Origin of the sequence: Rhizobium sp. Leaf371, from assembly GCF_001424045.1 — a bacterium.
In the GTDB taxonomy this organism is placed as follows: domain Bacteria; phylum Pseudomonadota; class Alphaproteobacteria; order Rhizobiales; family Rhizobiaceae; genus Ferranicluibacter.
In genome coordinates this window covers 35,484-56,468 of sequence record NZ_LMQB01000012.1, presented here as the reverse complement: position 1 = coordinate 56,468, position 20,985 = coordinate 35,484, and the positions used below count along the sequence as shown (strand labels likewise).

Sequence of the window (20,985 nt, the reverse complement as noted above, 5' to 3'; positions counted from 1 at the left end):
TTCCGTCTCGCCGGCCGGGAAGAAAGCCTTTCTGCAGAACGCCTTCGATCGAAGGTGGCCCGGATCCGCTGCGCCCGCGCGGAATACGGCCAAGGTTGAGGATACCGTGCCGATGTCGACAACGCCTGTCCTGACCTCCCAGGCGCTCCTGCTGCTCGGCGGCGCCGTGGTGGCAGCCCCTATCTTCAAGAAGCTCGGGCTCGGGACCGTGCTCGGCTATCTCGCCGCCGGCGTCATCATCGGCCCGGTGTTTCACCAGATCACCGACGGAGAAGAAATCCTCGGCTTTGCCGAACTTGGCGTCGTCTTCCTCCTGTTCGTGATCGGGCTGGAGCTGAAGATGTCGCGGCTGTGGGCCATGCGCCGGGACATCTTCGGGCTGGGCTCCGCGCAGGTGCTGGTGACGGGCGGGCTGCTGTTCCTCATCATCTACGAACTCGGCCTGCTCGACGCCTCCGGCAGCCTCATCGCCGGCTTCGGGCTGGCCCTGTCCTCGACCGCCTTCGCGCTGCAGATCCTCGACGAGAAGGGCGACACCAATACGCGCACCGGCCAGCGCGCCTTTTCGATACTCCTGCTTCAGGATCTCGCGATTGTGCCGCTGCTGGCGCTGATCCCGCTGCTCGCGCTGCAGGCGCCGGAGGACACCACGCCGCCGATCGAGGATTTCTCGGTGGCGCTGGGCGCGATCCTCGTGATGGTGCTGGCAGGGCGGTATCTGATCAACCCGTTCTTCCGCATCCTTGCGCGTACCGGCGCGCGCGAGATCATGATCGCCGCGGCGCTGCTGATCGTGCTCGGTGCGGCGACGCTGATGCAGATGGCGCAGCTGTCCATGGCGATGGGTGCCTTTCTCGCCGGCGTGCTGCTCGCGGAATCGACCTACCGGCATGAGCTGGAAGCCGACATCGAGCCGTTTCGCGGCCTGCTGCTGGCGCTGTTCTTCATGGCGGTCGGCCTGTCGCTGCAGATCGACGTGATCTTTTCCAACTGGCTCACGGTGCTGATCGCCGTTCCCCTGCTGGTCGTCATCAAGGCAGTCAGCCTCTATGCCGTCTGCCGGCTGTTCGGCTCGGGCCACAACGAAGCGGTGCGCATCGCGCTTCTGTTGCCGCAGGGCGGCGAGTTCGGCTTCGTGCTCTTCAGCGCGGCGGCGGCGGCCGGCGTGTTTGCGGACGCGACCGGATCGCTGCTCGTGGTCATCGTCACGCTCTCCATGGCGCTCACGCCGGTGGCCTCCGCCCTGTCGCGCTACCTCGTGCGGGACGAGGAGGAAGAGGCCGAGGACGAAATGGAGGAGGATTTCGAGGGCGCCGGTGCCGACGTGCTGATGATCGGCTTCTCGCGCTTCGGGCAGATCGCCGCGCAGATCCTGCTGGCCGGCGGCCGCGACGTCACCATCATCGATCATTCCGCCGCCCGCGTGGAACAGGCCTCGACCTTCGGCTTCCGCATCTATTTCGGCGACGGCATGCGGCTCGACGTGTTGCGGGCCGCGGGCATCGAACGGGCGAAGATCGTCGCGATCTGCACGCATCGCAAAGAGATCACCGACCGGATCGTCGATCTCGTCCAGTCGGAATTTCCCAATGCCCGCATTTTCGCACGCTCCTACGACCGGCAGCATACCCTGCAGCTGCGGGCGCGCGGCGTCGATTACGAAGTGCGCGAAACGCTCGAGTCCGGCCTGCTGTTCGGCCAGCGCACGCTGGAGGGTCTTGGCGTGCCGGATGCGCAGGCGATCGCGATCACCACGGACATCCGCCGACGCGACGAGGCGCGGCTGGAGGTGCAGGCCGTGGACGGGCTGACCGCCGGTCGCGACATGCTGCATTTCCGCCCGGTCAAGCCCGAGCCGCTGATGAAGCCGAAGCGCGAACCGGCGGCGTCGCTCGGACCGGACGAGGAAATCGCCGCGGCGGACCGGGCGCAGGTGGCGAAGTAGAAACGATCGAGAGACTTACACCGAGAGAAGACGGTCAAGCTGTGCCTTGACCTCGTCCTTGACGCCGGCGCTCATGGCGAGCACCTCGTGTGCGCGCAGGAAATCCATGACGCGGGTGCGGCCGACAGCGGGGCGCACGAGAAGATCCGGCGCACGCGCCTTCATCTTCATGGCGGTGATGGTCTGCATCATCAGCTGGCTTGCGCCGAACATCGCATCCATCCGCGTCGGCAGCGCAGTGCCGTCGCCCTCCGGGCCGCCGACGACATCGACGGCGAGAACGAGATCGGCCAGGCCGTGGAGATGATCGAAGGGGACCGGATTGACGAAGCCGCCATCGATCATGACCCGCCCGCCGAGCCGAACCGGCTGGAACATGCCGGGAAGCGCGGCGGAGGCGGCGATGGCCGCGCGCAGGTCCCCGGTTTCCAGCACCGTCTCGCCCTGTGCGTAGTAGTCGGTGGCGATCACCTTGAGGGGAATGGACAGCGCCTCGAACGCCTCGGGAATGGCCTCCGGCAGGAAGGCGGACAGCACGCGTTCGAGATTGAACGGGCCGAAGCGCAGGCTGCCGCCGATCGCCTGCAGGGTCGAGGGCCGCAGCCGCCAGAGGCGGTTGGCGATCTCCTTGCGCTGCCCGACCGTGGACAGGGCGAAATCGCGGATATCGCTGCCGCGCATGCCCGCCGCCATGCCGGCGCCCATGATGGCGCCGATGGAAGTGCCGGCGATCACCCGCGGGCGGATCCCGAGTTCGTCGAGCGCCTCGATGACATGGATATGGGCAAGACCGCGCGCCCCGCCGCCGCCGAGCGCCAAAGCGACCGAAGGGCCGCTCGATCCGGTGCGCGTGGAGAGTATCTCCGACATCGCCGGGTCAGCCGCGTTTGCGGAAGCGGTAGACATGCATGCGGGTATCGCCGAACTGGCGGATATCGAGCGGCTCGAAATCGGGACCGGGCATCGGCGTCACATCGGCGCGTTCTTCGAGGATGACGAGCGCATCGGGCAGGATCCAGCCACCGTTCGACGCCGCAGCCATGGCCCGCTCGCCGAGGCCCTTGCCATAGGGCGGATCGGCAAAGACGAGATGAAAGGGCTCGACGGTGCCGACGGGGCCGAGATCGGTGGCGTCGCGCCGGAAAATCTTGGCGCGACCTGTCAGCCCCAGCGTCTCGATATTGGTGCGCAGCAGGCCCCTGCCCTCCGCGCTGTTTTCGACGAACAGCGCCTGCCGGCAACCGCGCGACAGCGCCTCGAGCCCGACGGCACCGGTTCCGGCGAAGAGATCGAGGATGCGGGTCTCCGCCAGCTTGTCCGGATAGGCATGGGCGAGGATGTTAAACAGGCTTTCGCGCGTCCTGTCGGAGGTCGGCCTGATATCGGCCGTTGCCGGGCTCGCCAGAGCCCGGCCGCGAAACTCTCCACCGACGATGCGCACCGGGCGTTACTTCCCGCCGCGCGGCTTGGAACCGCCCGGTTTGCCGCCAGCCGGACGACCGCCCGAAGGCTTGCCGCCGAAAGCGGGCTTGCCACCGAACTTCGCACCGGCGGGCTTGGCGAAGGATTTGCCCGCCGGACGATCGCCGCCAAAACTCTTCTTTTCGCCGAAGCTTTTGGCGCCGAAGCTCTTGCCGTCACGGGGTGCACGATCGCCGCGATCGCTACGATCGCCACCGTCGCGCGCCTTGAAGCCGCCGCGTTCCTCGCGGACCGGGGGTTCGCTCGCCTTGATCCAGTCGCGATCGTCCTTGTCGCGCTCGACGATGACGCGCGGTCCGGTATCGGGCCTTGAAAAGCCTGCGCCCGCGCTCTTGCGATCGGGATCGAAGCGCTGCTTGCCGGCGATCGCCTGCCCGTCCTTGGTCCGGCCGTAGCGCTTGACCTTGGGCGCGCCTTCCGGACGCTCGCGACGCACCGGCTTTTCGGCAGCCGCCGCCTCGGGTCCGGTCCTCTTCTCGGCGATGGGACGGGCGCCGGGCGCCATCCAGACATTGGCCTTGCGGGGCCGTCCGACCTGCTCGCGCTTCGGACGATCGTCGCTCCGCGCGGCCGGCGCGCTCTCGCGGCCGCCCCGCTTGGCGTTGTCGGCCGGGCGCGTATCGAGACGACCGCGCAGGCGCTCGTTGCGGTCTGCGGCCTTCTCGCGGAAGGCCGGCTTTTCGTAGGCAGCCTGCCCACGTTCACCCGCGCGATCGTGGCTGCGTTCCGCGCCGCGATCGGTGGAGACCAGCGGCCCCTCGTCGTCGGCATCCGGATTGTTGAAGAGCGGCGCGTCGAAATTGGCTTTCGCATCCTCGATGAGGCGCGGGCCGAGCTGGTCGCGCAGCGTGCGGCCGCGAATTTCCTGGGCCGCACCCTCCGGCAGTTCGCCGAGCTGGAACGGGCCGTAGGAGATGCGGATCAGGCGGTTCACGTCGAGGCCGAGCGCGCCGAGCACGTTCTTGATCTCGCGGTTCTTGCCTTCGCGCAGGCCCATGGTGATCCAGACATTGGCGCCCTGAACCTTGTCGAGCGTCGCATCGATCGCGCCATAGAGCACGCCGTCGACCGCGATGCCGTCCTTCAGCTTGTCGAGATCGGCCTGTTCGATCTTGCCATGCGCGCGAACGCGGTAGCGCCGCAGCCAGCCGGTGGCCGGCAGCTCCAGCACGCGGGCGAGACCGCCGTCATTGGTGAGGAGCAGCAGGCCCTCGGTGTTGATGTCGAGGCGGCCGATGGAAAGCACGCGCGGCAGATCCTCCGGCAGGCGGTCGAACACGGTCGGCCGGCCTTCCGGATCGTTGTTCGTGGTCACCAGGCCCGTCGGCTTGTGGTAGAGCCAGAGGCGCGTGCGCTCGATGCCGCGGATCGGCTGGCCGTCGACCTCGATCTTGTCGGACAGCGTGACGTTGACGACCGGCGTCTCAAGCTTGGTGCCGTTGACGCTGACCCGGCCCTCCATGATCATCCGCTCGATATCGCGACGCGAGGCGATGCCGGCGCGCGCGAGGATCTTGGAGATGCGCTGGGGGGCCTCGTCGGAGACCGCGGTGGCCGCGACGGCGCGTGCGCGGGCCGGACGATCCTCGGTGGAGCGACCCTCCTGGCGATCACCGCGCGGCTTGTCGAATTTCGGTTTGTCGAATTTGGGCTTGTCGAACCCGGGCTTGTCGAATCTGGGCTTGTCGGAACGGGCCGTTTCGGCACCGGACGTCTCGAAGCGTGGCTTCTCCGAACGCGGCCTGTCCGAACGTGGTTTGTCCGAACGCGGCCTGTCTGAACGCGGTTTGTCGAACCGGGGTTGTTCGCCCCAGGGCTTGTCCGAGCGCTTGTCGGAGCGTGCCTGATCGCTGCGGGGCTTGTCGAAGGCGGGGCGCTCGGTCGCGCGCGTTTCGCCGGGCGTGCCGTCGTCGCGCTTGGCGAAGGCGGGCTTGCCGCGCGGCGGGCCGCTGGTCTTTCCGAAGGCTGGCTTGCCGAAGGCAGGTTTGCCGAACGCGGGCTTGCCGAACGCGGGCTTGCCGAACGCGGGTTTGCCGCCGTCCCTCTTCTCGAAGGGCTTCTTGTCGCCAGCCTTGGTATCGAACGGCTTCTTGCCGAATTTCGGCTTGCCGTCGGCTGCCGCTCCGCGCGGCGCCCGGTCGGTCGTCTTGCCGCCGCTTGCGGGCTTGCCGCGCGGCCGCTGGGGCTTGTCATTGGATGTCATTTGTGTTGCCTGCCTTTTCAGGCTCTCCTATCAGGTCGGAGCCGATGGGTTAAGAGAAATAATGACGCGAATGGCCGCATCACCGGGCTTCATGGATCTGGCACTGGCCGAGGCACGGGCCGCGGAGGCCCGCGGCGAGGTGCCGATCGGCGCCGTGGTCGTGCTCGAGGGCACCGTCATCGGCACCGGCGGCAACCGGACGCGCGAGCGCCGCGACGTGACGGCCCATGCCGAGATCGAGGCGATCCGCGACGCATCCCGGTTGCTGGACGCCGAACGCCTCACCGGCGCCGACCTCTATGTGACGCTCGAACCCTGCGCCATGTGCGCCGCCGCCATCTCGTTTGCCCGCATCCGCCGGCTCTATTACGGCGCCGCCGACCCGAAGGGCGGCGGGGTGGAGCATGGCGGACGTTTTTACGCCCAACCGACCTGCCACCACGCCCCCGACGTCTATCCGGGGCTCGGGGAAACGGAAGCGGCGGACCTGTTGCGCACCTTCTTCGAGGCACGGCGGTAGGGGCGCCAGCCTCCAGCGAGCGGACGTCTGCAGGGTCAGGGGCGCCTCTTCATCTCACGGACGTGAGATGAAAATATTCCGGGTCAGGCCCGGAAAGACGAGGAGACGGAGGGGCCGCGACTGACATCGCGCGTCTGCGGAAGCCGCGTTCGCCGACCCGGAAAGCTCGCAACCGGCGACACCGTCAGCCGGCGGCGAAATCCTGCAGGGCGTCGCCGGTGAGGCGGTAGCGGGTCCAGCCGGCCATGGGTTCGGCACCGATGGCGCGATAGGCGCGGATGGCGGGTTCGTTCCAGTCGAGGACGCTCCATTCGAAGCGGCCGCAGTTCGCCGCAACCGCGATCCGGGCCAGGTGGCGCAGAAGGCTGCGGCCGGCGCCGGTGCCGCGGGCGTCCGGGGTGACGTAGAGATCTTCGAGGTAGATGCCGTTGCGGGCCTGCCAGGTGGAATAGATCAGGAACCAGACGGCAAAGCCGATGGGGGCGCCGTCGCGCTCGCAGATGACCGCTTTGGAGACGCTTTCAGGGCCGAACAGGGCCTGCGCGGTGGTGTCCACCGTCGCTTCGACTTCGTGTTCCAGCTTCTCATAGGCCGCCAGTTCGCGCACGAAGCGCAGGATGATGGCGGCATCCTCGATGGTTGCCTCGCGGATCGTGACGGTCATGACCGGCTCAGAACACCTGCCACCACTTCTTGCCGGTGCCCTGCACCTGCGCTTCCTTCTTGCGGCGACGTTCCTTGACGCTTTCCTCCTCGCCCAGATCGGTCAGCGATGCCTCGGGCGCCCGGCGATATTCGAGCGGCGGATCGCTGAGCGTGCGGCGCTTGTCGGAATAGGCGCCCATCTGCATCCGGCGGGCTTCGCGGTAGGCTTCCTGCTGTTCTTTTGCGGTCAGCTTGCGGCCGTTCGCAGATGCCTTGGCGAGCGGCGAGACATAGCCCGGCCGGTCCGCATTCTCGTCGGCTTCCTCGCGCAGGCGCTGGCGCGTTTCCTCGGGGCTTTCGACCCAGGCCGGATTGTCCTTGTTGGCCAGCGAAGCCTGCGGCTGGACCAAAGCGGTGCGTTCGCCGGTCGGCGGCAGCACGAGGCCCGGGCGCGGCTGATACTTGACGTTGGCGGCCTTATCGCCGCCCATGCTGACCGCGCTGCCGAGGTCATCCATCAGGTGCTCGCCGGCGGTCTTGTCCGTCCCGTAGGTCGGGCCGCCGATGCAACCGGTGAGCACGAGGCTTGCGGCCATGATCGAGAGCACGCCGGCGCTCGCACCATACTGTCGCGTCATTGTCATTCAAACCCTTCCAGCGCGTGCGGCCTGCCCCGCGGCCCTCCGGCGCTCCCGGACCCCCCGGAGGCGCTTCGGCCGATCTGCCCGCCAATTCCTGCCCCATGACGGATGAATCCGCCCATTTTCAGGCAGGGTTCTACCGGATGAACCGCGCAAGCGCAATTCACCCGGTGGTCACGACGTGACGACCCCGTCAGAGAGAAACGCCGAGCTCCCGCAGGGCCGCCGCATCGCGGGCGGTGACATCGGGATAATCGGCGTCGGAGCCGACATCGGTCGTGACCTTCCACGAGCGGGCGCATTTGCGGCCCTTGGCCAGCTGCGGCTCGACGGAGATGCGGCTCTCGCCGTCCAGGCGGAACGCGTTTTCCGGGCCCTTTCCGACGACGATCTCGATGGCCGAGGTGATGCAGATCTCGGCGAAATCCTCGTCGCTCAGCGCGTCCGCCGTTGCGGCATCGGCGATGTGGACGATGGGGGCGGCCTCCAGCGAGGATCCGATGCGCTTTTCGCGGCGCTCGACCTCCAGCGCGCCGGTGACGACGCGGCGGATATCGCGGATCAGGCGCCACTTCTCGGCAACGGCCTCGTCGCGCCAGTCGGCCGGAAGTTCCGGAAACTGCTCCAGATGGATCGAGACCGCATCGGGCTTCAGCGACAGCCAGGCCTCCTCGGTGGTGAAGGGCAGCATGGGCGCCAGCCAGGTGACGAGGCACTCGAAGATGCGGCGGATGACGCAGAGGCTGGCGCGGCGGCGCAGGCTCGACGGCGCGTCGCAATAGAGCGCGTCCTTGCGGATGTCGAAGTAGAAGGCCGACAGCTCGACATTGGAGAAATCGATCAGCGCGCGCGTCACCCGCTTGAAGTCGAACGCGTCGTAGCCGCTGCGCACGACCTCGTCGAGCTCGCTCAGCCGGTGCAGCATCAGCCGCTCCAGCGACGGCATGTCGGCCAGCGCGACGTCTTCGCCGGTGTCGTGCGCGAGCGTGCCCAGCATCCAGCGGATGGTGTTGCGCAGCTTGCGATAGGCATCGATATTGGTCTGGATGATCGCCTTGCCGACGCGCAGGTCGTCGGCATAATCGGACGTCATGACCCAGAGGCGCAGGATATCGGCGCCGGCATCCTTCATCACTTCCTGGGGGGCGGTGACGTTGCCCTTCGACTTCGACATCTTCTCCCCCTTCTCATCCATGATGAAGCCGTGGGTGACGACGGTGTCGTAAGGCGCGCGGCCGCGTGTCGCCGCACTTTCGAGCAGCGACGAATGGAACCAGCCGCGATGCTGGTCGGAGCCTTCGAGATAGACGTCGGCCGGCCATTTGAGATCCGGCCGGTCTTCCAGCGTGAAGACATGGGTGGAGCCGCTGTCGAACCAGACGTCGAGGATGTCCATGACCTGGTGCCATTCGGCCGAGTCTTTATCGTTGCCGAGGAAGCGCTCCTTGGCGCCGGCCGCAAACCAGGCGTCCGCCCCCTCGGCCTCGAAGGCTTCGAGGATGCGGGCATTGACGGCCTCGTCGTTCAGGATCGTGCCGTCTTCGCGGGCGAAGACGCAGATGGGCACGCCCCAGGCGCGCTGGCGCGACAGAACCCAGTCCGGACGGCCTTCGATCATGGCGCGCAGACGATTCTGGCCGGCCGCCGGCACGAAGCGCGTGTCGTCGATGGCGGTGAGCGCGCGGGTGCGCAGCGTCGTGCCGTCGGCGAGGTCCTTGTCCATGTAGACGAACCATTGCGGCGTGTTGCGGAAGATGACCGGCTTCTTGGAGCGCCAGGAATGCGGATAGGAATGCTTCAGGCGACCACGGGCAAAGAGCGTGTTGGTCGCGATCAGCGCCTTGATGACGCGCTCGTTGGCATCGCCCTTTTTGCCGTTGTCGTCCATGACGCGCGCGGCGCCACCCTCGGCCTCCGGGCCGAAGCCCGGCGCGTCCTTGGTGTAGTAGCCGGCATCGTCCACCGGAAACGGAATGGCGGTATCGATGCCACGGGCGTCCAGCGCGCGCACGTTTTCCATCCAGACGTCGAAGTCCTCGCGGCCGTGGCTGGGCGCGGTGTGCACGAAGCCCGTGCCGGCCTCGTCGGTGACGTGGTCGCCGGCGATCAGGGGGACATCGAAGATGTAGCCGAGATCGGCCAGCGGGTGGGCGCAGGTGATGGCGGCGAGTTCGTCGGAGGCGATGGTGCGCAGACGCTTGAATTGCAGCTTGGCCTTGGCGAAGGAGTCCTCGGCGAGTTTGTCGGCGAAGATCAGCTTCTCGCCGGGACGCGGGCCGAAATCGTTGGCGGCTTCGGTGACTTCATAAAGACCGTAGGCGACGCGGTTCGAGAAGGCGATGGCCCGGTTGCCGGGGATCGTCCAGGGGGTCGTGGTCCAGATAACGACGAAAGAGTTCAGAAGCTGCGCTTCTTTCTCATTTCTTCCCATCGGGAGATTGCCGTCATCGTTCCTCTTCACAAGGGACGACTTGGGAGTAACAGGAAACTTCACCCAGATCATATCGCTATCGACGTCGTGATACTCCACCTCCGCTTCGGCCAGCGCCGTGCGCTCCACCACCGACCACATGATCGGCTTCGAGCCGCGATAGAGCTGGCCGCTTTTTGCGATCTTCAGGAGTTCGCCGGCGATGCGGGCTTCGGCGTGAAAGTTCATCGTCAGATAGGGATTGTCGAAATCGCCGGTGATGCCGAGGCGCTTGAACTCGTCGGCCTGCACCTTGATCCACTTTTCGGCATAGGCGCGGCATTCGCGGCGGAACTCGATCATGGCGTCGGGTTCGGAGAGGTCCGGCTTGCCCTTGCCCTTGGCGCGATAGTTCTCCTCCTCGATCTTCCACTCGATCGGCAGGCCGTGGCAATCCCAGCCGGGCACGTAGTTGCTGTCGAAGCCGCGCATCTGGAACGACCGGGTGATGACGTCCTTCAGGATCTTGTTGAGCGCATGGCCGATATGGATATTGCCGTTGGCATAGGGCGGGCCGTCATGCAGCACGAATTTTTCGCGGCCGGCGGCGGAAGCGCGCAATTGTCTGTAGAGGTCCATCTGCTGCCAGCGGGCCACCATCTCCGGCTCCTTCTGCGGCAGGCCGGCGCGCATGGGAAATTCGGTTTCGGGCAGATAGAGGGTCTTGGAATAGTCAAACGCTGCTGGCGTATCGGAAGGCTGGGTGGTTTCGGTCATATCGGCCATCATTCTCTGGCGCGCTCAAAGCGCGATGTCGGGGCAGGAAACAGACGCGCGAGGCTGCAAGCCCCGCGGCGGCGCAAATGCTTGAAACCCGGACCTTCCGGCCGCTTAGCGCGCGCGGAAGGCCGGGCCGATAATTCGCAGGAAGGATGCAAGCCGCCTCGGTGTCATGATGGCCCGTTGTCTAAGGGGTTTTGCAGCGGAATGGAAGGGGGCGCACGCATGCGGCGAATGGACTTTCCGGGTTGGCGCGACTATGCTGACCATCTGACCAGATGGAAGGTTTTCCATGCCCAACAATCTCGCGAAACCCCCGACCTGGAAACTTGAGGACGCAAAAGCGCGCTTCAGCGAAGTCGTCCGGCGGGCACGAAGCGAAGGTCCGCAACGCGTGACCGTGCGGGGGCGCGACAGCGTCGTCATCATCAGCGTCGAGGAGCACGAGCGGCTGACGGGATCTCAACCCCGGCAAAGCTTCGTGGAATTCATGGAAGGACTTGGTCTTCACGGGGCCGACCTCGATCTTGAGCGGGAAGACGACCGGGGACGGGACGTCGAGCTGTGATCGGCTGGCTTCTGGATACCAACGTCATCGCCTCTCTCCTCAGCCCCAACGGCGCTCTCTCCGTCCAGACCTGGGCCGACACACAGAAAGAGGACTTCCTCTATATCAGCATCCTGACGCTTGCCGAATACGACAAAGGCATCGAAAACCTCCCTGACGATAATATGAACCGGCATCGTTACACTGCTGCCCGCAACGAATTGGAGATGCGCTTTTCAGGCAGAGTTCTTTCGCTTGATGATGCAACCATACGCCGCTGGGGAGCCATCTCGGGGCGCGTAAAACAGATAACCGGCCATACGCCACCGGTCATCGACACAATGCTTGCAGCCCAGGCTCAAGAGAAAAATCTCTATCTCGTGACACGCAATGTCAGGGATGTCGAAAGAAGCGGTGCGGCGGTCTTCAACCCCTGGAAGGATGACATCGCGCAATTTCCTCTTCGCAGCCGCTGAGGCTTGATCAGAAACACAGCCCCAGATCGATCGGCGTGATGCCCGAGAGGGTGCGCGCTTGCGCCTTTAACGGGCAGTCGTTTGGATGTAGACAAGAGATCGAGCTGCAATGAGGATCATCGGCATGAAACGTACGTTCTTCGTGAGAGCCGTCTGGGATGCGGAGGCCGGGGTTTTCGTGTCCGAGAGCGACATCGAGGGCCTGCATATCGAAGCGGACGATCTCGACGCCTTTCAGGCCATCATGGCAGACACCGCGATCGAGTTGATCGTCAACAACCACATGTCCCTGCCCGAACTGGCGACGACGCCGCTGAAGGACCTGATCCCCGCGATCGTCTGGCAGGCACCGGTCCTGCCGGTCGCGGCCTGATGCCGGACGGGTTCTACAAGGATGTGCGCGACATTCTCGTGACGCTTGGTTTCGAGTATCAGACGAACGCCAAGGGCTCGCACGAAAAATGGAGATCCCGGGAAACCGGCAAGATGCTGCTGGTTCCGCACAACCTAAAGAGCCGTCATACGGCCAACGCCATTCTGAAAGACGCGGGCTACGACGGCAAACTCTGATCATCCGTTTGGCTGATCACCCCCTAGAAACACAGCCCCAGATCGAGCGGCCCGAGCGGCGTGACGCCCGAGAGGAGGGCGCGGGCTTCGGCGTCGTCCTGTTTCATCTGGACGATCAGCGGGTCGAGGCCGTCGAATTTCAGCTCGTCGCGCAGGTGGCCGAAGAAGGAGACCGAGGCCACTTCGCCGTAGAGATCGCCGGAGAAATCGAACAGGAAGGTTTCGAGCAGCGCTTCGCCGTCGCTGGTGACCGTGGGGCGCCGGCCGAAGCTTGCGACGGCGTCGTGCAGGGAACCGTCGGCGCGGCGGAAACGGACGGCGTAGATGCCGTTTTTCAGGCAGACGCCGGGGTCGAGACGCATGTTGGCCGTGGGATAGCCGAGCGTGCGGCCGAGCCGCTTGCCGCCGATAACCTCGGCCTCCACCGTGTAGCGATAGCCGAGCAGGGCGGCGGCCTGCGCCACGTCGCCTTCGACGAGAAGGCTGCGCACGCGGCTCGACGAGACGACGTCGGCGTTTTCGTCGCGGAAGGCATCGACCAGGGTCACGCCAAAGCCGTTGTCGGCGCCGGCCTTCATCAGGAAGGCGGGGCCGCCTTCCCGTCCCTTGCCGAAATGGAAATCGAAGCCGGTGACGACATGGCCGGCCTTCAGCCAGTCCATCAGCACGTCGCGAATGAAATCATGGGCCGACATCTGCGAAAAGCTGCGATCGAACGGATATTCGATGACGGCGGCAAAGCCCATGCCTTCGAGGATGCGCGCCTTGAGCGGCGCCGGCGTCAGGCGGAAGACGGGCTCGTCCGGCCGGAACACGGCGCGAGGGTGCGGCTCGAAGGTCAGAACGAGCGCGGGCACGCCGAGCGTGCGGGCCTCGGCCAGCGCGCGATCGAGCACCGACTGGTGACCGCGATGGACGCCATCGAAATTTCCAATGGCGATGACGCCGCCGTGGAGAGTGGCAGGGAGAGGATTCCTGGTCTCGTTGCGGTGAAAGACTGTCATGTCACGCGAGCCGCGGCATCCACCATTTCGGCGTCGCGCCCTCCTTTTTCAGGAAGGCGGCGAGCTTCGCTTCATCGGTCTTTTCGCCGGTCATGTATTCGGCATTGTGGATGCCGGCGCCGATATAGAGCACGTCGATGCCGCTATCCTGCGCGCCGCGAACGTCGGTCGGCATGCCGTCGCCGATGGCGATGACGCGGGCGCCGTCGAGCGCGCCGCGCACGGCCCTGGCTTCGCCGAGCGCTGCGCGATAGATCGGCTTGTGCGGCTTGCCGGCGATCCGCGCCTCGCCGCCCAGTTCCTCGTAAAGCTTGGCGATGGCGCCGGCGCAGGGGATCAGCCGCTCACCGCGCTCGACCACGAGATCCGGATTGGCGCAGATGAAGGGCAGGTTGCGCTTGACGAGGGCCGAGAGCGTGGCGCGGTAATCGTCCGGCGTCTCGGTCTCGTCGTCGAAGAAGCCGGCGCAGACGATGATCTCGGCATCTTCGGAGGCGACGATATCGACGCCCAGGCCCGCCAGCAGCGGAAAGTCGCGGTCGGAGCCGATGAAGTAGATCTTTTTCGGGCCGGCCGCGATCAGCGCGCGGGTGACGTCGCCGGAGGTGACGATGCGGTCATAGGCAGCATCGGGCACGCCAAGGCCGCGGATCTGGACGATGACGCCGGGATGCGGGCGCGGCGAATTGGTGACAAGCACGACGGTCAGGCCGCGACTGCGGGCGTCGGTCAGGGCTTCGCAGGCTGAGCGAAAGGCCGCGACGCCGTTGTGGAGCACGCCCCAGACGTCGCATAGCACCACGTCATAGCGGTTTGCGATGTCGCGAAAGCTGTTGATGCGAACGGCCATGCAGGCTTCCCATTGAGACTTCTGTCGGCTGACATCGCAAGGACGTCACCAAAAGACAAGCCTAAACGCGGCAATCGCCTCTCTTATCCGTCGCATTCCTGCGGAAATACCCTCTTCTGCCGCCTCACAGCAGCGAGACGAGCAGGCCGCCGGCAGCGCAGACGCTCAGCGTGGCGACCACGCCCAGGCGCGCGACGAATAGCAGGCCGGCTGCCAGCAGTGCGAGAAGGGCCGCCCAGGGATCGAAGGAGGCAAGGTCGGGCACGGACAGGACCAGGGGTCCGAGCCGGACCGGCTGCACGCGCGCAAACAGCACATGCAGGGCGAACCAGACCGCGAGGTTGAGGATGACGCCCACCACGGCTGCCGAGATCGCCGCCATGGCCGCGACCGCCATCCGGTTGCCGCGCAACCGCTCGACCGAGGGGGCGCCGAGAAAGATGAGGGCAAAGCAGGGCACGAAGGTGACCCAGGTGGCGACCAGTCCGCCGATGAGGCCGGAGACCACGGGATCGAGGCCTGTGGGCGGCACGCGGAAGGCGGCCATGAAACCGACGAAGGTGAGCACCAGCACCAGCGGTCCCGGCGTGGTTTCCGCCAGCGCCAGGCCGTCCAGCATTTCGCCCGGACGCAGCCAGTGATGCGTTTCCACCGCCTGCTGGGCGACATAGGCAAGCACCGCATAGGCCCCGCCGAAGGTGACGACCGCCATCTTGGAAAAGAAGATATGAAGGGCGGCAAAGACGCTCTCTCCACCCCAGAGAAGAACGATGAGACCGAGCGGCGCGACCCAGAGCCCGGCCCAGACGGCGACGAGCGCCAGCGTCTGCGGCCAGGTGCGGGCCGGACCTGCCACCTCTGCCATTGATGCACTCGCCGCCTGGCGACCGGCCGTCAGGAGACCGAACAGGCCGGCCGCGAGAATGACCAGCGGGAACGGCACGGAGAAGACGAACAGACAGACGAAGGCGAGCGCCGCGATCGCGCGCGCCACGGTCGTCTTCAGTGCCCTTCGGGCCAGACGCAGCAGGGCTTCGACAACGATGGCGAGGACCGCGGCTTTCAGGCCGAAGAAGACGGCCGACAGCATGCCCGTCTGGTGGTAGAGCGCGTAGAGCGTCGAAAGGCCGAGGAGAACGCAAAGGCCGGGCAGCACGAAGAAGAGGCCGGCCACGAGGCCACCGCGCGTGCCGTGCAGCAGCCAGCCGATATAGATGGCGAGCTGCTGCGCCTCCGGGCCCGGCAGCAGCATGCAATAGTTCAGGGCATGGAGGAAACGGTCCTCATCCACCCAGCGCCGGGTCTCCACCACCTCGCGGTGCATCAGGGCGATCTGCCCGGCGGGACCGCCGAAACTGAGACAGCCGATGCGCGCCCAGACGCGCGCGGCTTCCGCGAAAGCGGGGCGAATGGCCACCTCCCCCTCTGTGGAAACATAGTTTTGACCATCGCTTGAATCCGCGCTTGAACCATCGCGGGACGGGCCGAAATTCCGGGCTGTCGCATTCGTGCCGTGTTGATCGTTCATGTTGCCCCAGCGATTCCCGATCCACGCGCCGACCGTTGCGTGCGACGCGCATCCGGCCCCGTGTCGCGCACCGTTCGTACGACGGTCTCATGACAGGCTGCCGACAGAAATGACGGCCTCAACCTTGACTCCGGCAGAAACCACCCTTATCTCAGCCTTGCTAGCACTCGACATACCGGAGTGCTAACAGATCGATGGATCCCGAGAGATCCCAGCGTCATTTGATCGAGGGAAAAGACAATGACAAGCACTACATTCCGCCCCCTGCACGACCGCGTCGTCGTACGTCGCGTCGAATCCGAAGCCAAGACCAAGGGCGGCATCATCATTCCCGACACCGCCAAGGAAAAGCCGCAGGAAGGCGAAATCGTCGCCGTCGGCTCCGGCGCGCGTGACGATAGCGGCAAGGTCGTTCCTTTGGACGTCAAGGCCGGCGACCGCATCCTGTTCGGCAAGTGGTCGGGCACCGAAGTCAAGCTTAACGGCGAAGACCTGCTGATCATGAAGGAATCCGACATCATGGGCGTTATCGCCTGATATCGGCTCTGCCTCCGGCAGTCTCTTCGTACAATCCGACGACACTTAAAATTTGGGCTTTTGCCCGGGAGTTTTCAAAATGGCAGCTAAAGAAGTAAAATTCGGCCGCACCGCGCGCGAAAAGATGCTGCGCGGCGTCGATGTCCTCGCTGATGCCGTCAAGGTCACGCTGGGCCCCAAGGGCCGCAACGTCGTCATCGACAAGTCCTTCGGCGCACCGCGCATCACCAAGGACGGCGTTTCCGTCGCCAAGGAAATCGAACTGGAAGACAAGTTCGAGAACATGGGCGCACAGCTCGTTCGCGAAGTCGCATCCAAGACCAACGACATCGCCGGTGACGGCACCACGACCGCAACCGTTCTGGCCCAGGCGATCGTTCGCGAAGGCAACAAGGCCGTTGCAGCCGGCATGAACCCGATGGACCTGAAGCGCGGCATCGACCTCGCCGTTCTCGCCGTCGTCAAGGACCTGCAGGCCAAGGCAAAGCCGATCTCCACGTCGGAAGAAGTCGCACAGGTCGGCACGATCTCGGCAAACGGCGACAAGCAGGTCGGCGCCGATATCGCCGAAGCCATGCAGAAGGTCGGCAACGAGGGTGTCATCACCGTCGAGGAAGCCAAGACCGCGGAAACCGAACTCGAAGTCGTCGAAGGCATGCAGTTCGACCGCGGCTACCTCAGCCCCTACTTCGTGACCAACCCGGAAAAGATGCTGGCCGAGCTTGAGGACGTCTACGTTCTCCTGCACGAAAAGAAGCTTTCGAACCTGCAGGCCATGCTTCCGGTTCTCGAAGCTGTCGTCCAGACCGGCAAGCCGCTCCTGATCATCGCTGAAGACGTCGAAGGCGAAGCTCTTGCAACGCTCGTCGTCAACAAGCTGCGTGGCGGCCTCAAGATCGCTGCCGTCAAGGCTCCGGGCTTCGGCGACCGCCGCAAGGCCATGCTGGAAGACATCGCCGTCCTGACGGGTGGCACGGTCATCTCCGAAGACATCGGCATCAAGCTCGAGAACGTCACGCTCGAAATGCTCGGCCGTACCAAGAAGGTCTCGATCTCCAAGGAGAACACGACCATCGTCGACGGTGCCGGCGCCAAGAACGAGATCGAAGGCCGCGTTGCCCAGATCAAGGCGCAGATCGAAGAGACCTCTTCGGACTACGACCGCGAAAAGCTGCAGGAACGTCTGGCCAAGCTCGCCGGTGGCGTTGCCGTCATCCGCGTCGGCGGCTCGACGGAAATCGAAGTCAAGGAACGCAAGGACCGCATCGACGACGCGCTGAACGCAACGCGTGCAGCCGTTCAGGAAGGCATCGTCCCCGGCGGCGGCGTCGCCCTGCTGCGTTGCTCCGCTGTTCTCAACGTCAAGGGCGAGAATGCCGACCAGGACGCCGGCGTCGCCATCGTTCGTCGTGCGCTCCAGTCGCTCGTTCGCCAGATCGCCGACAATGCCGGTGACGAAGCCTCGATCGTGGTCGGCAAGATCCTCGAGAAGAACGACGACAACTACGGCTACAACGCCCAGACGTCCGAATATGGCGACATGATCGCCATGGGCATCGTTGACCCGGTCAAGGTCGTGCGCACGGCGCTGCAGAACGCAGCCTCGGTCGCCTCGCTCCTGATCACCACCGAAGCCATGATCGCCGAGCTCCCCAAGAAGGACGCCCAGATGGGCGGCGGCATGCCCGACATGGGCGGCATGGGCGGCATGATGTAATCCATCCGGAAACGGATCGATGGAATGAGGGGCGGTCCGCGAGGGCCGCCCTTTTTTCGTCGATGGGTATTCGTCTTTCGCTTCTTTTGCTCATATTCGCTACCCCATCGACCCGCGCGCGCGCCATCGAAAGGTTGCCATGATGCCGATGCCATCCGGACTGTTCATCGCCGGCACGTCTCATGTCGGAAAGTCGTCTCTCGCGGCGCGGCTCGGGGGCAGCCTCGGCTGGACGGTCATCTCGACCGACGATCTCGGGCGTCACCCCGGGCGACCCTGGCCAGAGGTGAAGCCTCAGGTCGCAGAGTTCTACACCGGCCTCTCGCCCGAGACCGCCCACTGGTTCCTGAAGGTCCATCACGAAAACATGTGGCCGCGCCTGCTTCAGGCCATCGAATGGCAGGAGACCCTGGAGGAGCCTTTCATCATGGAAGGTGCCGCCCTTCGGCCGGACTATCTCTCGACGCTTGACCTCGCCCGATACAGGATCGTCTTCCTGCAGGCGCCCGATGCCGTCTTGCGACAGCGCGTGGAAGCAGCCTCCGATTACGACCACGCAACGGCCGAACGCAAGCACCTCATCGATCGCTTCATCGAACGATCGATTCTGGACAATCATGCCTTGAGCGCCGGTTTCGACGCACTCGGCGTGACGGCGACGGATGCGGACGCATCGACCATCGACGCCCTGGCAGCCGACATTACCGCGCTTCTCCGGCAATAGCTGTCGCCCCGGGGGAACCTCCTCCCCGCGTGAACGTTTAGCGAACATAACGTTCACAGGAGCAGTCCATGTCCGACAAGACCATTGCCAACGACACGTCTTCCAACACCGAGAAAAACCCCGACGATTGGGTCAGCGGCGACGAGCCGATGACGGGAGCGCAGCGGTCCTATCTGCAGACGCTGTCGGAGCAGGCGCACCAGCCGGACCAGTTTGCCGAGGACATCACCAAGGCGGAGGCGTCCAAGCGGATCGACGCCTTGCGCAGCAAGCTCGATCTCGGCGAATAAGACGGGATCAGGCGACGAGCAGCGCCTTAAGGTCGGTGGCGGGGTTTTCGATGGCGGCCTTGTCCGGCGTCGCCCCCATCTCGATCAGTTTCTTCCCCACGACATACGCCTTGGCATCGTTGATCGCATCCACCGCGATCAGCCTGCCCTGGCGGTAATACCAGACGGAGGCGCTGCCCTGCCTTTGCCCGGCGCGCGTGATCGTTTCGTCATGCCCGAGGCCGAAGCCGGCGATCTGCAGCTTGACGTCGTATTGATCCGACCAGAACCAGGGCTTTGGATGATAGGGCGTCGGTGTGCCGCCGATGGTCGCGGCAATCGCTTCCGCCTGATCCACCGCATTCTGCACCGATTCCAGGCGGATCAGCATGTCGGCAAAGGGCAACACGGCGCAATCGCCCATCGCGAAGACGGAGGGGTCGCTCGAGCGGCCGTGGATATCCACGATAACGCCGTTTGCCGTCTCGATGCCGGCGTCATGGGCGATGCGATCGTTGGCGGACACGCCGATGCCGACGATGACGAGATCGACGTCGATGGTCGTGCCGTCCGAAAGTTCGGCGCCGGCGACGCGGCCGCCTTTTTCCACGAGATGCGTCAGGCCGGTGCCCTCCCGCAGATCCACACCGCGCGAGAGGTGCAGCGCGCGCAAAATGTCCGACGTTGCCGAGGCCGCGACGCGCTGGACGATGCGGTCGGCCATTTCGATCAGCGTGACCTCGAGCCCGAGCGTGCGGGCAACAGCCGCCGCCTCCAGCCCGATATAACCGCCGCCGATGATCAGCACGCGACGACCGGGGCGCATCGCCTCGGCCAGCCGGTCGGCATCGCCGAAATCGCGCAGGGTGAAGACGCCATCGAGAGCGCCGCCGACGCTGTCGGCCAGGTGGCGGGGCGTGGCGCCGGTCGCAAGCGCCAGCGTGTGGTAAGGAAGCCTCGTGCCGTCGCTCAGGACCACGGATTTCGCCGCGCGGTCGATGGCGGTCACGCGGGTGGCGAGCCGGAGGTCGATCGCCTGCTCGGCATACCAGCTTTCCGGCCGGTATTGCAGCCGGTCGAGCGTCATCTCACGAAGCAGATATTTCTTCGACAGCGGCGGGCGCTGGTAGGGCAGGCTCGGCTCGTCCGAAATCAGCGTGATCGGACGGCTATCCTTCAGCGCCCGAAGCCGCGCGATCAGCGCGAAGGCCGCCTGCCCGCCGCCGACCACGACGAGCCGGTCGTCCTGCACTCCGATCCCGCCAAGCTCTTCCGCCACGCTGTCCTCCCTTCGCATCGTTCCGCCCGTGACCTATCCCGTCACGCGCGGAAGCGTCAATGCGGGAGAGAAAGCGCTTCTGATCAATCCCGCTTGGGGATCTCCATGCCCTTCTGGACGGCCGGGCGCTGCAGCGCGCGATCGACCCAGGCGACGACGTTCGGGAAGCTCGCATAGTCGAGCACCTGATCGCCGCCATAGAACTTGCGGGCGCCGTCGATCCAGGGGAAGGTCGAGATATCGGCAATGGTGTAGTCATCGCCCATCAGCCATTGGCGGCCTTCGAGGCGCGCTTCGAGCACCGACAGCAGCCGCTTGGATTCGTCGCGGTAGCGCTCCATCGGATAGGAGTTGTTGGCGACCTTGTCGGCGGCGAACTTGTAGAAATGACCAAACTGGCCGAACATCGGCCCGACGCCGCCCATCTGGAACATGACCCAGGCCAGCGTCTCGTAACGCCCGGCAGCAGACGCCGGGAAAAGTTTTCCGGTCTTCTCGGCTAGATAGATGAGGATGGCCCCCGACTCGAACAGGCCGATCGGCTTTCCCTCGGGGCCGTTCGGATCGATGATCGCGGGGATGCGGCCGTTCGGGTTCAGCGACAGGAATTCCGACGACTTCTGGTCGTTGGTGCCGAAGGAAACGAGGTGAGGCTCATAGTCCAGCCCAAGTTCTTCGAGCGCGATCGAGACCTTCACGCCATTCGGTGTCGGCAGCGAATAGAGCTGGATGGCGTCTGGACGGGTGGCGGGCCAGCGGGTGGTGATGGGGAAGGAAGAGAAATCGGCCATATGAGACGGGTTCCTTGGAAACGGTTGCGGTTTCACATAGGTGTGATGGGACGGGATGTCAGCGGGC

Annotated in this window: 21 protein-coding genes; 10 read left to right on the top strand and 11 right to left on the bottom strand. The window is 65.2% G+C overall.

What is annotated here, in order from left to right; all coding sequences use genetic code 11:
• The first annotated feature begins 112 nt into the window (after positions 1-112).
• Positions 113-1,945, top strand: a complete 1,833-nt coding sequence (locus tag ASG39_RS08295) for a monovalent cation:proton antiporter-2 (CPA2) family protein (RefSeq protein ID WP_062594558.1) — start codon at positions 113-115, stop codon at positions 1,943-1,945.
• Between the two features lie 15 nt (positions 1,946-1,960).
• Here the strand turns inward: ASG39_RS08295 and ASG39_RS08290 are convergent, their stop codons facing one another.
• Genes ASG39_RS08290 through ASG39_RS08280 form a run of 3 tightly spaced genes read right to left on the bottom strand, consistent with a single transcriptional unit; the run spans position 1,961 to position 5,630 of the window.
• Entirely contained in the window at positions 1,961-2,815 is an 855-nt protein-coding gene (locus ASG39_RS08290) for a patatin-like phospholipase family protein (RefSeq protein WP_062594557.1), read from the bottom strand.
• Between the two features lie 7 nt (positions 2,816-2,822).
• On the bottom strand, positions 2,823-3,386 hold the full coding sequence (gene rsmD, locus ASG39_RS08285; RefSeq protein WP_062594556.1) for a 16S rRNA (guanine(966)-N(2))-methyltransferase RsmD: 564 nt from the start codon (positions 3,384-3,386) through the stop codon (positions 2,823-2,825).
• A 6-nt stretch (positions 3,387-3,392) separates the two neighbouring features.
• Entirely contained in the window at positions 3,393-5,630 is a 2,238-nt protein-coding gene (locus tag ASG39_RS08280) for a pseudouridine synthase (protein ID WP_244481180.1), read from the bottom strand.
• A gap of 70 nt (positions 5,631-5,700) precedes the next feature.
• On the opposite strand from ASG39_RS08280, the gene ASG39_RS08275 reads away from it, so the two are divergent.
• The gene (locus ASG39_RS08275) at positions 5,701-6,150 is read left to right on the top strand and encodes a nucleoside deaminase (RefSeq protein WP_062594555.1); all 450 of its coding nucleotides are present in this window, start codon (positions 5,701-5,703) and stop codon (positions 6,148-6,150) included.
• Between the two features lie 184 nt (positions 6,151-6,334).
• Here the strand turns inward: ASG39_RS08275 and ASG39_RS08270 are convergent, their stop codons facing one another.
• The 3 genes from ASG39_RS08270 to ileS form a co-directional block, all read right to left on the bottom strand.
• A complete protein-coding gene (locus tag ASG39_RS08270) occupies positions 6,335-6,814 on the bottom strand; it encodes a GNAT family N-acetyltransferase (RefSeq protein ID WP_062594554.1) in 480 nt (159 codons plus the stop codon).
• A gap of 7 nt (positions 6,815-6,821) precedes the next feature.
• Positions 6,822-7,439 carry a hypothetical protein gene (locus tag ASG39_RS08265; protein WP_062594553.1) on the bottom strand — a complete coding sequence of 206 codons (618 nt, stop codon included), beginning with the start codon at positions 7,437-7,439 and terminating at the stop codon, positions 6,822-6,824.
• A gap of 190 nt (positions 7,440-7,629) precedes the next feature.
• Positions 7,630-10,623 carry an isoleucine--tRNA ligase gene (gene ileS, locus ASG39_RS08260; RefSeq protein ID WP_062594901.1) on the bottom strand — a complete coding sequence of 998 codons (2,994 nt, stop codon included), beginning with the start codon at positions 10,621-10,623 and terminating at the stop codon, positions 7,630-7,632.
• A 295-nt stretch (positions 10,624-10,918) separates the two neighbouring features.
• On the opposite strand from ileS, the gene ASG39_RS08255 reads away from it, so the two are divergent.
• The 4 genes from ASG39_RS08255 (at position 10,919) to ASG39_RS08240 (ending at position 12,219) form a co-directional block, all read left to right on the top strand.
• Positions 10,919-11,194, top strand: coding sequence for a type II toxin-antitoxin system Phd/YefM family antitoxin (locus ASG39_RS08255; protein ID WP_062594552.1), 276 nt, complete (start codon positions 10,919-10,921; stop codon positions 11,192-11,194).
• A complete protein-coding gene (locus ASG39_RS08250) occupies positions 11,191-11,649 on the top strand; it encodes a type II toxin-antitoxin system VapC family toxin (RefSeq protein WP_062594551.1) in 459 nt (152 codons plus the stop codon). The genes ASG39_RS08255 and ASG39_RS08250 overlap by 4 nt, the downstream gene beginning before the upstream one ends.
• A gap of 124 nt (positions 11,650-11,773) precedes the next feature.
• On the top strand, positions 11,774-12,022 hold the full coding sequence (locus ASG39_RS08245; RefSeq protein ID WP_244481179.1) for a DUF1902 domain-containing protein: 249 nt from the start codon (positions 11,774-11,776) through the stop codon (positions 12,020-12,022).
• Positions 12,022-12,219 (top strand): type II toxin-antitoxin system HicA family toxin, encoded by a 198-nt coding sequence (locus tag ASG39_RS08240; RefSeq protein ID WP_062594549.1) that lies wholly within the window; start codon positions 12,022-12,024, stop codon positions 12,217-12,219. The genes ASG39_RS08245 and ASG39_RS08240 overlap by 1 nt, the downstream gene beginning before the upstream one ends.
• A 23-nt stretch (positions 12,220-12,242) precedes the next feature.
• On the opposite strand, the gene ASG39_RS08235 is transcribed toward ASG39_RS08240, so the two are convergent.
• From ASG39_RS08235 to chrA, 3 genes are all read right to left on the bottom strand, one after another.
• Positions 12,243-13,223 (bottom strand): bifunctional riboflavin kinase/FAD synthetase, encoded by a 981-nt coding sequence (locus tag ASG39_RS08235; protein WP_062594548.1) that lies wholly within the window; start codon positions 13,221-13,223, stop codon positions 12,243-12,245.
• A 1-nt stretch (position 13,224) separates the two neighbouring features.
• Entirely contained in the window at positions 13,225-14,073 is an 849-nt protein-coding gene (locus ASG39_RS08230) for a TIGR01459 family HAD-type hydrolase (protein WP_062594547.1), read from the bottom strand.
• 124 nt (positions 14,074-14,197) lie between these two features.
• Positions 14,198-15,490, bottom strand: coding sequence for a chromate efflux transporter (gene chrA / locus ASG39_RS08225; RefSeq protein WP_062594546.1), 1,293 nt, complete (start codon positions 15,488-15,490; stop codon positions 14,198-14,200).
• Positions 15,491-15,841: 351 nt separating this feature from the next.
• Between chrA and groES the strand changes: the two genes are divergently transcribed.
• From groES to ASG39_RS08205, 4 genes are all read left to right on the top strand, one after another.
• Positions 15,842-16,138, top strand: coding sequence for a co-chaperone GroES (groES, locus tag ASG39_RS08220; protein ID WP_062469756.1), 297 nt, complete (start codon positions 15,842-15,844; stop codon positions 16,136-16,138).
• A 79-nt stretch (positions 16,139-16,217) separates the two neighbouring features.
• Entirely contained in the window at positions 16,218-17,855 is a 1,638-nt protein-coding gene (gene groL, locus ASG39_RS08215) for a chaperonin GroEL (protein ID WP_062594545.1), read from the top strand.
• Between the two features lie 139 nt (positions 17,856-17,994).
• Positions 17,995-18,579, top strand: a complete 585-nt coding sequence (locus tag ASG39_RS08210) for a hypothetical protein (protein ID WP_062594544.1) — start codon at positions 17,995-17,997, stop codon at positions 18,577-18,579.
• A 68-nt stretch (positions 18,580-18,647) separates the two neighbouring features.
• Positions 18,648-18,869 carry a DUF3072 domain-containing protein gene (locus ASG39_RS08205; RefSeq protein WP_062594543.1) on the top strand — a complete coding sequence of 74 codons (222 nt, stop codon included), beginning with the start codon at positions 18,648-18,650 and terminating at the stop codon, positions 18,867-18,869.
• 7 nt (positions 18,870-18,876) lie between these two features.
• Here the strand turns inward: ASG39_RS08205 and ASG39_RS08200 are convergent, their stop codons facing one another.
• The gene (locus ASG39_RS08200) at positions 18,877-20,127 is read right to left on the bottom strand and encodes an FAD-dependent oxidoreductase (protein ID WP_244481178.1); all 1,251 of its coding nucleotides are present in this window, start codon (positions 20,125-20,127) and stop codon (positions 18,877-18,879) included.
• A gap of 83 nt (positions 20,128-20,210) precedes the next feature.
• A complete protein-coding gene (locus tag ASG39_RS08195) occupies positions 20,211-20,918 on the bottom strand; it encodes a glutathione binding-like protein (protein WP_062594541.1) in 708 nt (235 codons plus the stop codon).
• Positions 20,919-20,985 lie beyond the last annotated feature (67 nt).

Bases quoted from the DNA above. Each gene is read 5' to 3' on its own strand.
- ASG39_RS08295 (WP_062594558.1), top strand. From the start codon at position 113: ATGTCGACAACGCCTGTCCTGACCTCCCAGGCGCTCCTGCTGCTCGGC.
- ASG39_RS08290 (WP_062594557.1), bottom strand. From the start codon at position 2,815: ATGTCGGAGATACTCTCCACGCGCACCGGATCGAGCGGCCCTTCGGTC.
- ASG39_RS08280 (WP_244481180.1), bottom strand. From the start codon at position 5,630: ATGACATCCAATGACAAGCCCCAGCGGCCGCGCGGCAAGCCCGCAAGC.
- ASG39_RS08275 (WP_062594555.1), top strand. From the start codon at position 5,701: ATGGCCGCATCACCGGGCTTCATGGATCTGGCACTGGCCGAGGCACGG.
- ASG39_RS08270 (WP_062594554.1), bottom strand. From the start codon at position 6,814: ATGACCGTCACGATCCGCGAGGCAACCATCGAGGATGCCGCCATCATC.
- ASG39_RS08265 (WP_062594553.1), bottom strand. From the start codon at position 7,439: ATGACAATGACGCGACAGTATGGTGCGAGCGCCGGCGTGCTCTCGATC.
- ileS (WP_062594901.1), bottom strand. From the start codon at position 10,623: ATGACCGAAACCACCCAGCCTTCCGATACGCCAGCAGCGTTTGACTAT.
- ASG39_RS08255 (WP_062594552.1), top strand. From the start codon at position 10,919: ATGCCCAACAATCTCGCGAAACCCCCGACCTGGAAACTTGAGGACGCA.
- ASG39_RS08245 (WP_244481179.1), top strand. From the start codon at position 11,774: ATGAAACGTACGTTCTTCGTGAGAGCCGTCTGGGATGCGGAGGCCGGG.
- ASG39_RS08240 (WP_062594549.1), top strand. From the start codon at position 12,022: ATGCCGGACGGGTTCTACAAGGATGTGCGCGACATTCTCGTGACGCTT.
- ASG39_RS08235 (WP_062594548.1), bottom strand. From the start codon at position 13,223: ATGACAGTCTTTCACCGCAACGAGACCAGGAATCCTCTCCCTGCCACT.
- ASG39_RS08230 (WP_062594547.1), bottom strand. From the start codon at position 14,073: ATGGCCGTTCGCATCAACAGCTTTCGCGACATCGCAAACCGCTATGAC.
- groES (WP_062469756.1), top strand. From the start codon at position 15,842: ATGACAAGCACTACATTCCGCCCCCTGCACGACCGCGTCGTCGTACGT.
- groL (WP_062594545.1), top strand. From the start codon at position 16,218: ATGGCAGCTAAAGAAGTAAAATTCGGCCGCACCGCGCGCGAAAAGATG.
- ASG39_RS08210 (WP_062594544.1), top strand. From the start codon at position 17,995: ATGATGCCGATGCCATCCGGACTGTTCATCGCCGGCACGTCTCATGTC.
- ASG39_RS08205 (WP_062594543.1), top strand. From the start codon at position 18,648: ATGTCCGACAAGACCATTGCCAACGACACGTCTTCCAACACCGAGAAA.
- ASG39_RS08195 (WP_062594541.1), bottom strand. From the start codon at position 20,918: ATGGCCGATTTCTCTTCCTTCCCCATCACCACCCGCTGGCCCGCCACC.